This is a genomic window from Acuticoccus mangrovi (genome assembly GCF_016411865.1).
Classification (GTDB): domain Bacteria; phylum Pseudomonadota; class Alphaproteobacteria; order Rhizobiales; family Amorphaceae; genus Acuticoccus; species Acuticoccus mangrovi.
Genome location: NZ_JAEKJA010000024.1, coordinates 134,481 through 145,597 on the forward strand (window position 1 = coordinate 134,481; position 11,117 = coordinate 145,597).

The 11,117-nt window shown below is 68.4% G+C and carries 11 protein-coding genes; 4 read left to right on the forward strand and 7 right to left on the reverse strand.

Annotation, left to right across the window (positions count from 1 at the left end; translation table 11 throughout):
• Positions 1-47 precede the first annotated feature (47 nt).
• From JCR33_RS21310 to JCR33_RS21320, 3 genes are all read left to right on the forward strand, one after another.
• A complete protein-coding gene (locus tag JCR33_RS21310) occupies positions 48-1,625 on the forward strand; it encodes an ABC transporter substrate-binding protein (RefSeq protein ID WP_198884151.1) in 1,578 nt (525 codons plus the stop codon).
• A gap of 69 nt (positions 1,626-1,694) precedes the next feature.
• Complete coding sequence (locus JCR33_RS21315; protein ID WP_198884152.1) at positions 1,695-2,639, forward strand: ABC transporter permease; 945 nt, start codon at positions 1,695-1,697, stop codon at positions 2,637-2,639.
• A 10-nt stretch (positions 2,640-2,649) separates the two neighbouring features.
• Positions 2,650-3,483 carry an ABC transporter permease gene (locus JCR33_RS21320; RefSeq protein ID WP_332461247.1) on the forward strand — a complete coding sequence of 278 codons (834 nt, stop codon included), beginning with the start codon at positions 2,650-2,652 and terminating at the stop codon, positions 3,481-3,483.
• Positions 3,484-3,490: 7 nt separating this feature from the next.
• Here JCR33_RS21320 and JCR33_RS21325 read toward each other — a convergent pair whose 3' ends face one another.
• The 4 genes from JCR33_RS21325 to JCR33_RS21340 all read right to left on the reverse strand — a co-directional run bounded on the left by JCR33_RS21325 (position 3,491) and on the right by JCR33_RS21340 (position 8,338).
• A complete protein-coding gene (locus tag JCR33_RS21325) occupies positions 3,491-4,183 on the reverse strand; it encodes a FadR/GntR family transcriptional regulator (RefSeq protein WP_332461248.1) in 693 nt (230 codons plus the stop codon).
• 308 nt (positions 4,184-4,491) lie between these two features.
• Positions 4,492-6,417 (reverse strand): TRAP transporter permease, encoded by a 1,926-nt coding sequence (locus tag JCR33_RS21330; protein WP_198884153.1) that lies wholly within the window; start codon positions 6,415-6,417, stop codon positions 4,492-4,494.
• A 68-nt stretch (positions 6,418-6,485) separates the two neighbouring features.
• Entirely contained in the window at positions 6,486-7,439 is a 954-nt protein-coding gene (locus tag JCR33_RS21335) for a TAXI family TRAP transporter solute-binding subunit (protein WP_198884154.1), read from the reverse strand.
• Positions 7,440-7,462: 23 nt separating this feature from the next.
• A complete protein-coding gene (locus JCR33_RS21340; RefSeq protein WP_198884155.1) occupies positions 7,463-8,338 on the reverse strand; it encodes a fumarylacetoacetate hydrolase family protein in 876 nt (291 codons plus the stop codon).
• Positions 8,339-8,455: 117 nt separating this feature from the next.
• On the opposite strand from JCR33_RS21340, the gene JCR33_RS25570 reads away from it, so the two are divergent.
• Positions 8,456-9,118, forward strand: coding sequence for a FadR/GntR family transcriptional regulator (locus tag JCR33_RS25570; protein ID WP_198884156.1), 663 nt, complete (start codon positions 8,456-8,458; stop codon positions 9,116-9,118).
• 32 nt (positions 9,119-9,150) lie between these two features.
• Here JCR33_RS25570 and JCR33_RS21350 read toward each other — a convergent pair whose 3' ends face one another.
• The 3 genes from JCR33_RS21350 to JCR33_RS21360 form a co-directional block, all read right to left on the reverse strand.
• Positions 9,151-9,879: a cysteine hydrolase family protein gene (locus tag JCR33_RS21350; RefSeq protein ID WP_198884157.1), complete on the reverse strand. Its 729-nt coding sequence runs from the start codon at positions 9,877-9,879 to the stop codon at positions 9,151-9,153.
• Between the two features lie 3 nt (positions 9,880-9,882).
• Positions 9,883-10,701, reverse strand: a complete 819-nt coding sequence (locus JCR33_RS21355) for an ABC transporter permease (protein ID WP_198884158.1) — start codon at positions 10,699-10,701, stop codon at positions 9,883-9,885.
• 31 nt (positions 10,702-10,732) lie between these two features.
• Positions 10,733-11,117, reverse strand: a 385-nt coding sequence (locus JCR33_RS21360; RefSeq protein ID WP_198884159.1) for an ABC transporter ATP-binding protein, incomplete at its 5' end; no start/stop codon positions are given.

Sequence of the window (11,117 nt, forward strand, 5' to 3'; positions counted from 1 at the left end):
GGCCGCCCCACAAAGGCGGGCAGCACAGAGGGATACGGACCAAAGCGATGATCAGACACGCTCTCAGACACGCCATGGCCGGCGCGCTCCTATGCGCCACGGCCTTCGCCGCCCCCAGCGCTTCCGCCGAGGATCTCTACGGCCCGCTGGCCGACGACCCCTCGATGGGCGGCACGCTGGAGATGGGCCTTCTCGTCGAGCCGCCCGGCCTCGACCCTTTCCACCAGGCCGCCGACGCGCGCATCCGCCTGTCGCTGCTGATGTATCAGGGCCTCTTCTACGAGGGGGTGGGCGGCGAGGCGATCCCGCTGCTCGCGGAGAGCTACGAGGTTTCCGACGACGGCCTCACCTACACGATCAAGCTGCGCGAGGGCGTGACCTTCCACACCGGCCAGCCGATGAGCGCCGAGGACGTCGCTTATAGCTACAACTACATCCGCGACCCGGCCAACGGCTCGCCGGGTGCCGGTGACTTCTCGATGATCGAGAGCGTCGAGGCGATCGATCCGACCACGGTGAAGTTCATGCTGTCCGTGCCCAACGCCTCGCTGCCGATGACGCTCGGCAACAAGTACGGCGCGGTGGTCCCCGCCGGCTACTTCGACACCGAGGGCGCGCAGAACCGCATGAACGTCGAGAGCGTCGGCACCGGCCCGTTCAAGCTCGTGGAGTTCAACCCCAACTCCAACCTCCTCCTCGAGAAGAACCCCGACTACTGGGAAGAGGGCGCGCCCTATCTCGACGAGATCAACTTCACCTTCCTGCCCAACAGCGCCTCGATGCTCGTCGCCCTGCGCAACGGCCGCATCGATCTCGTCAAGCTGGAGCGGCCGCAGGACGTGCAGCAGGTCGCCACCGTGCCGGGGCTGGAAGTGGAGCGCTGGGCCTCGCTCAACCAGAAGCCCATCGACCTCGGCGCCGAGACCAAGCCGCTCGACGACGTGCGCGTGCGCCAGGCAATCGCCCTCGCGGTCGACAAGGAGGAGATCAAGAACGCCTCCGTCGGCGAATATGGCGAGGTGATCGCGGCGATGCCGGCGGGCATGGCCGACGGCTGGGGCGTACCGGCCGAGGACCTTCCCAACATGAGCCGCGACCTGGAGAAGGCGAAGGCGTTGCTCGAAGAGGCCGGCTACGGCGACGGCTTCGACCTCACCCTCACCACCATCAACGGCTACGACTGGATGGACCCGGCGGCGGTGACGCTGAAGCAGCAGCTCGCCGAGATCGGCATCAACCTCAACATCCAGCGCGTGGACATCGGGGTGTGGATCGACAATTTCCGCTCCAAGCACATGGGCTTCACCTTCAACGACTGGGCGAGCCAGCCGGATCCGAACCTTCTCTTCTACCGCCACTTCCACAAGCAGCCGGAAGGCGCCGACTTCCGCAACTGGAACAACGACGAGGCGAGCGCCCTCCTCGACGCGGGCCGGGCGGAGAGCGATCCGGCGAAGCGCAAGGCGATCTACGCCGAGTTCCAGAAGGTGCTGGCGGAGAGCGTGCCCACCATCATGCTGTTTTCCGCCGACCACGTGACGGTGCGCAACGAGAAGGTGAAGAACTTCAGCCAGCATCCGACGGGCTGGTATTTCGGCCTCGTGCGCACCTACGTCGACGAGTAGGCCGCACTCCTTCCCGATGGGGGCGGCACGCGGCCGTCCCCACGATCTTCTCTTTCAGGCTGGAGCCGCATGGGCCCTCACCTTCTGAAGCGTCTCGGCGCCTCGATCCTGACGGCGCTCATCGCCTCGATCCTCGTCTTCCTGCTGGTGCGCCTCGTGCCCGGCGACGTGGTGGCGCAGATGATGGGCCAGGCCGGCGGCGAGGCGGCCGAACGGTCGCTGCGCGAGTTCTTCGGCCTCGATCAGCCGATCTACGTCCAATATTGGGTGTGGATCGGCAACGTGCTCCACGGCGATCTCGGCACCAGCTGGACACGGGGCATGCCGGTCTCCGACATGGTCGGCAAGGCGTTCATGGTCACGCTCGAGATCGGCATCGCCACCCTCGCCATCGCGACGCTCGTCGGCGTCCCGCTCGGCATCGTCGCGGCGATCTACGAGGGGCGCACCCTCGACACGCTGATCCAGGGCTTCAACCTTCTCGGCCTCGCGGCGCCGGTCTTCTGGGTCGGCCTGATGCTGCTCGTCGGGGTCTCGAGCCTCCTGTCCTGGTCGCCGCCCTTGCGCTTCGTCCCGCCGTCCCGCTCGCTCGCCGACAACATCTCCATCCTGATCCTGCCGGTGGCGAGCCTCGCCCTCCTCCAGGCCGCCGCCTACAGCCAGTTCGTGCGTCAGAACGTGGTCTCGGCGATGCATCAGGAATATGTGCGCACGGCCGTCGCCAAGGGCGTGCCGGTGCGGCTGATCTTCTTCAAGCACATCCTACGCAACGTGCTCATCCCGATCGTGACCTTCATGGGGCTGATCCTCATCCAGATCCTCGGCGGGGTGGTGATCATCGAGTCGCTGTTCGCGCTGCCGGGGCTCGGCCGCCTCCTCCTCAGCGCCATCGAAACACGCGATTATCCGGTGGTGCAGGGCGCGCTGCTCGTCGTCGTCGTGGCGGCGATGGTCGTGAACCTCGTGGTCGACCTCGCCTACCGCCTGATCGACCCGCGCCTCAGGCACGGTTGAGGAGCTGAGAGTGTCCGCCTCCCCCGCCGCCCATCTGTCCCGCCTGTGGCGCTCGCCCGACCTCCTCGTCGGCTCAATCCTCCTCGCCGTGCTGGTGCTCGTCGCGCTGTTCCCCTTCCTCTTCACCGCGCACTCGCCGGTGGCGATCTCGGTGCCCGACGCGCTCCAGGCCCCGTCGGCGGCGCACTGGTTCGGGACCGACGACGTCGGTCGCGACATCTATGCGCGCGTCGTCTACGGCGCGCGGGTGACGCTCTCGATCTGCGCCGGCTCGCTGCTCATCTCCGCCATCATCGGCGGCGGGCTCGGCCTCGCCTCGGGCTTCTTCGGCGGCTGGCTCGACCAGGTGCTCGGCCGTCTGATCGACGTCATGCTGAGCTTTCCGCCGATCATCCTCGGCGTCATCATCACCGGTGTGCTCGGACCGCAGACGGGCAACCTGATCCTCGCCCTCTCGATCGTCTATCTGCCGGTGTTCTTCCGCATCGCCCGCGCCGGCGCGATGTCGGAGACGGGGCAGACCTACGTGGAGGCGGCGCGCTCCATCGGCCTCAGCGACGGCAGGATCCTGCGCCGTCACGTGACGCGCAACGTCACCCCGCTGATCCTCACCCAATACATGATCCTGTTCCCGCTGATCCTGCAGATCCAGGCGGCGCTCGGCTTTCTCGGCCTCGGCGTGCAGCCGCCCACCCCGGACTGGGGCGCGATCCTCGAAGGCGGCAAGGACTACATCCTGTTCGCCCCGTGGATCTCGATCTTCCCCGGCGTCGCCGTGCTCGTCACCGCGCTGGCGCTGATGCTGATCGGCCGCGGCCTCCAGCGTCGGCTCGACAGCCGATAGAGACGCCCTATCCCGTGCTCGCGGCCGCGAGGGTGCGCACGAGGTAGGCGCTGATCGCCTCGCGCGCCGCCGCGGCGTCCTTGACGCGCAGCGCCTCCACGATTTCCAGATTCTCCCGGTAGGCGGCCTCACGCACCCGCGACAGAAGCGTTGGGTGGGAGCCGGGACGCTGCCATCCGGCGCGCCGGCGTGAGGCGAGGATCTGCTCGAAGATCGTCACGATGAAGCGATTGTGCGAGGCGCGCGCGATGGCGAGGTGGAGGGCGTATTTCGCCTCCTTGAAGGCGGCCCAGTCCCCGGCCTCCCGCATCGCCTCGAGGCAGGCGACCATGTCGTCGAGATCGTGCAGGTCGGCGCGCTCCACCACGAGGTCGGGAAGGTTCGGCTCAAACAGAAGGCGCGCCTCGAGGAGCTCGCCGAGGGTGTATTCACCGCCGGGAGGGCCGGCCGTCACCGTCTCGGCGACGAAGGTGCCGCGGCCGACATGGCGCACCACGAGCCCCTCGTCGGCGAGACGCTTCATGGTCTTGCGGACGGTGTTGCGGGCGGCCTGGAAGCGGGTCGCGATGTCCCGCTCGGGCGGCAGGCGGCTGCCGGGCGGAAAGGCGCCGTTCTCGATCGCCGCCCTCACCTCGCCGTAGATCGTGTGCCCGTCGCTCGCCGACTTCTCCCGCAGCCCCGCAACGTCCGGGTCGTCCACCCACCGGGTCGGCGCTGATGCGGAAGAGGCTTCGGAAGGCTGGGGCAATCGAGATCCTGTGGCGAAACGGACGGGACGGAGCGGAATGCCCCGCCCTCCCGCGTGATCGGGTCCCTTGTGGTGTGCGACCCACCCGTCGGCGCGCGAGGGGGCGAGGTCGCGGCGGTCTCACAACCATGATCGGCGATCCGACGCAATCCCGCAATGGGCGCGATTGGCGCAGAATTGGTCGCACGCCTTCCGCCCACGCCTTCCGCCCACCGGCCGCGCGGCCCGCCGAGGGCGGCGGGCGCGCCGGTCTCCCCGCCTCAGTCGACCGTGCCGGTGCCGACGGCCGGGCGGCGCCGTCCGAGCACCGTCGGTGCCGCCGCCGCGGCGAGGAGGACGAAGCCGGCCACGTCGATGAAGAGCGTCGCCGGGAACATCAGAAGGACCCCCGCCCCGCCGAAGAGGACGCGCCGCAGCGTGCCGATGGTGCCGCCGAAGGGCTCGGCGCCCTGGATCGCGACGGCGAGCGCGATCACCCCGAGGAGATAGACGATCGTGGAATGCACGATCGCGGCGGTGGTGCCGTCGAGGATGAGGCCGGGGACGTAGACGAAGCTGAACGGCATGAGGACGAGGGTGATGCCGTATTTCAGCGCGGCGAGGCCGGTCTTCATGGGGTCGGCATTGGCGATCGCCGCCCCGGCGAAGGCCGCCACGCACACCGGCGGGGTGATGTTGGACAGGCACGCGGCGTAGAACACCGCAAGGTGGGCCGCCACCGTCGGCACGCCGAGCTCGATGAGCGCAGGCGCCGCCACCACCGACAGGATGATGTAGGACCCCGTCGTGCTCGACCCCATGCCGATGATGATCGAGATGATGGTGACGAGGATCAGCGCGAAGAACAGATGGCCGCCGGAGAAGTCGACCAGGACGGCGGAGAATTTGAGCCCCAGCCCCGCGAGCACGATGCCGCCGATGATGACGCCGAGCGAGCCGATCGCCGCCCCCGCCGCGGCATTGCTGCGCGCACCGCCGATGAGGCCCTGCATGATGCCCGACGGGCCCATACGCGTCTCGGAGCGGATCATCGACAGGCCGATCGCCGTGAGGGTGCCCCAGAAAGCGCAGAATTCCGGCGTGTAGCCGCGGAAGAGCAGGCCGATCACCACCACGAGCGGCAGGAAGAAGTACCAGCCGCGGCGCAGGACGTCGCGCACCCGCGGGGTCTCGGACGGCGGCATGCCGCGGATGCCGGTGCGCACCGCCTCAAGGTCCACCATCACCAGGACGAAGCCGAAGAAGACCAGCGCCGGGATGATGTTCATGACGGCGATGGTGAGGTAGCTCGTCTCCGTCAGCGTGGCGAGGATGAAGACGCCCGCGCCCATGACCGGCGGCATGAACTGGCCGCCGGTGGAGGCGATCGCCTCGATGGCGCCGGCGTGATGGGCGCGAAAGCCGGTCCGCTTCATCAACGGGATGGTGAAGGCGCCGGTGGTGACGACGTTCGCCACCGACGAGCCCGAGATCGAGCCGAAGAGGGCGGAGGTCATCACCGCGATCTTGGCCGGCCCGCCGCGCCAGCGGCCCGCCACCGCGGTGCCGAGCTCCATGAAGAAGTTGCCCGCCCCCGAGCGCTCCAGAAAGGCGCCGAAGATGATGAAGGGGAAGACGAACGTCGCGAAGGTCGCCGCGACGACGCCGAAGAGCGCCTCCTGGGTGGAGAAGGTGAATTCCAGGATGCGCTCCACCGACATGCCCGGGTGGGACAGGCGGCCGGGCAGGTAGGGCCCGAAATAGAGCTGCAGCAGAAACAGGATCGCGATGATCGGGATGATCGGCCCGAGCGCGCGCCGGCTCGTCTCCAGCATCACCACGATGGCGACGGCGCCCATCGCGAGGTCGTAGCTGTTGGGCGAGGACACGCGGAAAATCGCGTAGCTCACATATTGATCGATCCAGTAGCCCACCGACACCACCGCCGCGGCGATGAAGATCATGTCGATGATGCTCGGCCGGTGCTGCGGCGAGCGGCGGCTCATCGGATAGGTCATGAACACGAGCACGGACGTCAGCATGAGGTAGACGCCGCGGTTGCTCTCGGTGGAGATCAGGCCGAATCCGGAGGTGTAGAGGTAGAAGGCCGCAAAGCCCGCGGCCGTCAGGTGGAAGAGAAGCGCCCAAATCCCGGTGAGCCGGCGATGCCCGCCATCCACCTTCAAGAGCCACGCGAACCGCTGCATCGTCCCTCGCTCGGTATGGAAAGAGCGCCGCCGCCGAGGCGGCGACGCCGGGGTGTGGGATCAGGCGGTCAGTCGGGCCAGAGGCCTTCCTTCTTGTAGTAGGCCTCGGCGCCGGGATGCATCGGCCGGCCGAGAGCCTCGAAGTTGGCGACGTCCGGCTTCATCTGCGCCCACGCCTTGTGGCCGCTCGCGAGGCTGTCCTGGTTGGCGTAGGCGGCGGCGACGATCTTCTCCACCACGTCGGCCGGCAGCCGCTCGTGCGCCACCCAGTAGACCGTGGTGTAGGGCATGTCGGTGGCGGGCACGCCGGTGTAGACCGTGTCGGCCATGGTGCCGGTGTGGTAGAAGGGGAAGGTCTCGTTGATCGTGGTGAGCGCCTCTTCCGGATAGGAGAGGATCTTCACCCCCTGGGTCTCGGCGAGCTCGGAGACCGCGGCCGCCGGCGCCGAGGACTGGCAGAAGGCGTCGACCTGGCCGTTCGCGAGGGCGCGGCCGGCGTCGGCGAAGGTCATCAGCCGAGGCGTGATGTCGCCGATGACGCCGAGCGCGGTGAGGATGTTGGAGCAGTTGAAGACGGTGCCCGAGCCCGGCGGGCCGAGCGCCACGGTCTTGCCCTTCAGATCCTCGATGGTGTTCAGCTCGTCGTTGCCCTTCAGCGTGACGAAGTAGGTCGGCCCCTCGTAGGCCATCGCGACGCCGCGCAGCATGGTGCCCTTGTCGCCGTTCTCGAACGGCCCTTCCGGCTTCTGCGACATGTAGACGTGCGAGCCGTAGACGATGCCCATGTCGAGCTCGCCCTTGATGAGGCGCTTGGCGTTCTCGGTGGAGCCGCCCGTCGTGACCTGGGTGATGTTGATGTCGGGCAGGTCCTTGCCGAGCTCGGAGCCTGCGACGCCGACCATGTAGTACATCACGCCGCCGGGGTTGGATCCGCCCCAGGCAACGTCGGTCTTGGTCTGCGCCACGGCGGGCGCGGCGGCGAGCGCCGCGACGGCCACGGCGCCGATCAGTGCATTCTTCATTATTATGTCCTCCCTTGTTGTCCTCAGGCGACGACAGGGTTCTCCAGCCTGCCGATGGGTTCGATCGTGATCGCCACCCGGTCCCCCGCCTTGAGATATTTCGGCGGGGTGAAGCCGATGCCGACGCCCGCGGCGGTCCCGGTGGCGATGATGTCGCCGGCCTCCAGCGTGATGCCGGCCGACAGCGTCTCGATCAGCGTCGGGATGTCGAAGATGAGATCGGAGACCGGGGCGTCCTGCCGCCGCTCGCCGTTGACGTCGGTGATGAGCTGGAGGGCGGTCGGATCGGGAACCTCGTCCGCCGTCACCAACGTCGGGCCCATGGGGCAGAAGCCGTCGAGGCTCTTGCCGATCAGCCACTGGCGGTGCTTCTTCTGCAGCTCGCGCGAGGTGACGTCGTTGACGATCGTATATCCGTAGACGTGGCCGAGCGCGTCGGCCTTGGTGATGCCGCGGCCGCCGGTGCCGATCACCACGGCGAGCTCGCCCTCGTAGTCGACCGAGCCGGTGGGGTCGAGCGATACGTCGATCGGATCGCCGGGGTTCGAGACCGTGCTCGGCAGCTTGGAGAAGATCACCGGGTGGGCCGGGATATCCTCCGCTGCCGAGGCGTCGAAGCCGCTCTGGGCGAACTCGGTCGCGTGGGCGTGGTAGTTCTTGCCGACGCACATGATGTTGCGGTGGGGCCGCGGGATCGGCGCGATCAGCGTGACCGAGGCGAGCGGGTGGCGCGGCGCGGCGCCGGCGCCCTGCTTGACGGCCTCGAGCGCCGCCTCCCCCGCCGCGATGAAGCCGAGCATGTCCCGAGGCACGTCGAGCGCGGTGAAGTCGATCACCTCCTCCCCGTCGAGCGCGCCGATGGCGAGAGTTCCGTTACGGGTGAAGGTCACGAGCTTCATGTTGTACCAAAGTAGTTTTGGATCATTCTTGGTTCACGCGAACCCTTGCAGCAGCGCCTCTCTTGCGTCAAGCCGACCGACAAATTATAGACCAATTGTAATTGGTACAGGACCGACGTGAAGATCGACACCATCCTCGAACGGCTGCGCGAAGAGGTCATCGGCGGCGGCACCGACGCGAGCGGGCGTCTGCCTACGGAACGCGTGCTCGCCGAGCGGCTCGGTGTGAGCCGGGGCACGCTGCGGCAGGCCCTGTCGCGGCTCGAGCAGGAGGGGGCGATCTGGCGCGGCGTCGGCCGCGGCACCTACGTGCGCGGCAAGGAGCCGCACCGCCCGGCGGCGACCGCCATCGTGCCCGACACGACCAATCCGACGGAGGTCATGGAGGCACGGCTCGTGCTGGAGCCGCAGCTTGCCGGGATGGCCGCCCTCAACGCCACGCCGGCGGAGATCGCCGCGCTCGAGGGCAGCATCGCCGCGGCGCGACGGGCGACGGGCGTCCTCGAGTTCGAGAGCCTCGACAGCGCCTTCCACCGCACCCTCGCGGGCTCGGTGGGCAACACGCTGCTGCTCGGCCTGTTCGACGCGCTCAACGCCGCGCGCGACGGCGAGCTATGGGGCCGCCTCAAGGCGGCGAGCCTGACCGCGCAGCGCATGCAGGACTATTGCGATCACCACCAGGCGATCGTCGACGCCCTGCGGGCCCGCGACCGGGTCGCCGCCGTGGAGGCGATGCGCACCCACCTCCTGGCGGTGCGGGCGAACCTCCTCGGTATCTGACGCCGCGTGGCGGGCGGTGCGTCGCCCGCCGGTCAGCGCTCGAGGGCGGCGACCACGGCGGCGGTGTCGGCCGTCCAGCCGAGGAAGGAGCGCGTGTTGAAGACGCTCGCGTCGTAGATCGCATCTGACCCCGCCTGCAGCGTCGCATCCGGGACCATCACGGCGAAGAACTCGCGGTGGTAGGCGTCGCGCAAGGTGCTTTCCACGCACACGTTGGTGTTCACCCCGGCAAGGAGCAGCGTGGTGACGCCGCTCGCCCGGAGCATCTGCTCGAGGTTGGTGCCGGCGAAGCCGGAGTAGCGCGCCTTGCGGATCACCGGCTCGCCGGGCCGCGGCGCGAGCGGCTCCACGATCTCGAAGTCCCACGTGTCGTAGGTGATGAGCTTGCCCCGCATCTCCGGGTGCGCGCGCATATATTTCAACGCGTTGGACTTATACCAGACCGGCGAGGTCGGCCCGCCCGCCTCCGCCTGGTCGGGCGAGAAGCCGTTTTGCAGGAAGATCGTCTTGAGGCCCTTCGCGCGGGCCGCCGCCAACAGCTCCGCCGTCTTCTCGATCACCGGCGGCGAGCCCGAGACGTCGAAGCCCACGTGGTCGAGATAGCCGCCCTTCGAGAGATAGGCGTTCTGCATGTCGACGATCACCAGGGCCGTGGTCGCGAGCGAGATGGCGATGGGCTCGGGAAGGGCGTCGATGACGATGTCGGCGCCCGCGGCGGTCGGCACCGCCTCCACGTCGAGTGCCAGCGGCTGCGAGTTCATGGGTCAGTCTCCATAGCGGCGCAGAACGAGCCCCTCCGCCACGACGATGACGGCGTAGAGGGCGAGGCCGATGACGCACAGCAGGGTGATCGAGGCGAAGATCAGCGTCATGTCGGCCTGGGAGGCGGCGAACAGGATCATGTAGCCGAGCCCCGCCTGGGCGGTGATGAACTCGCCCACGATGACACCGATCATGGCGAAGGTGATGGCGATCTTGAGACCGGCGAAGATGTGCGGGATCGCCACCGGAAAGCGCACGTCGGTGTAGACCTTCCACCGGCTCGCCCCGACCGCGCGGCAGAGGCGCAGAAGGTCGCGGTCGACCGAGCCGAGCCCGGTGAGCGTCGCCACCACCACCGGAAAGAAGCAGATGAACACCGCGAAGGTGACCCGCGACGGGCTGTCGATGCCGAGCCAGACGATGAAGAGCGGCGCCAGCGCGATCTTCGGGATGAGCTGGAAGAAGACGATGTTGGGGTAGATCGCCTCGCGCACGAACTGGGAGGCGCTGATCACCACGGCGAGCGCGATGCCGAGCACCGTGGCGATGGCGAAGCCCGCGATGGTCTCCACCGTGGTCGGCACCGCCTGCTTGAGGAGGAAGGGCAGCACCGCCACCACCCGGCTCGCCACCGCCGAGGGCGCCGGCAGGAGAGCGTTGGAGATCTGATAGTGGTCGACCACGAACTCCCAGAGGGCGAACACCAGACACGCGGTGAGGATGGGCAGGAGCACCACGCGCACGCGGCGGCCGATGTTCGCGGCCGTCTTGCGACGGGCGGCGACCCGCGCGGCGGTGGCGTCGATCTCGGTGACGGTCATGGGCACTCTGGGGCGAAATCCGGGCGGCCGCTCATGCCGCGCTCGTACGGTGGATCTGGGCCTTGAGGTGAAGGCAGAGCTCGTTGAAGGCGGGGTCGGCCTCCATCGCGGGGTCGCGCGGCCGTGGGAAGGGCACGCGAATGTCCTCCACGATGCGGGAGGGGCGGCGGCCCATCACGAGGATGCGGTCCGACAGGAACACGGCCTCGCGGATCGAGTGGGTGATGAAGATCGCCGTCTTGTGGGTGGTGTCCCAGATGCGGCCGAGAGCGAGGCCCATCTCGTCGCGGGTGATCGCGTCGAGGGCGGAGAAGGGCTCGTCCATCAGGAGGATGCGCGGGTCGGTGACGAGGGCGCGGGCGAGCGCCACGCGCTGACGCATGCCACCCGAAAGCTCGCGGGGGCGCTTGTCGCGG

What these genes read in the sequence shown, in the direction of transcription:
- JCR33_RS21310 (WP_198884151.1), top strand. Translation starts at nt 48, where the DNA reads ATGATCAGACACGCTCTCAGACACGCCATGGCCGGCGCGCTCCTATGC.
- JCR33_RS21315 (WP_198884152.1), top strand. Translation starts at nt 1,695, where the DNA reads ATGGGCCCTCACCTTCTGAAGCGTCTCGGCGCCTCGATCCTGACGGCG.
- JCR33_RS21330 (WP_198884153.1), bottom strand. Translation starts at nt 6,417, where the DNA reads ATGCAGCGGTTCGCGTGGCTCTTGAAGGTGGATGGCGGGCATCGCCGG.
- JCR33_RS21335 (WP_198884154.1), bottom strand. Translation starts at nt 7,439, where the DNA reads ATGAAGAATGCACTGATCGGCGCCGTGGCCGTCGCGGCGCTCGCCGCC.
- JCR33_RS21340 (WP_198884155.1), bottom strand. Translation starts at nt 8,338, where the DNA reads ATGAAGCTCGTGACCTTCACCCGTAACGGAACTCTCGCCATCGGCGCG.
- JCR33_RS21350 (WP_198884157.1), bottom strand. Translation starts at nt 9,879, where the DNA reads ATGAACTCGCAGCCGCTGGCACTCGACGTGGAGGCGGTGCCGACCGCC.
- JCR33_RS21355 (WP_198884158.1), bottom strand. Translation starts at nt 10,701, where the DNA reads ATGACCGTCACCGAGATCGACGCCACCGCCGCGCGGGTCGCCGCCCGT.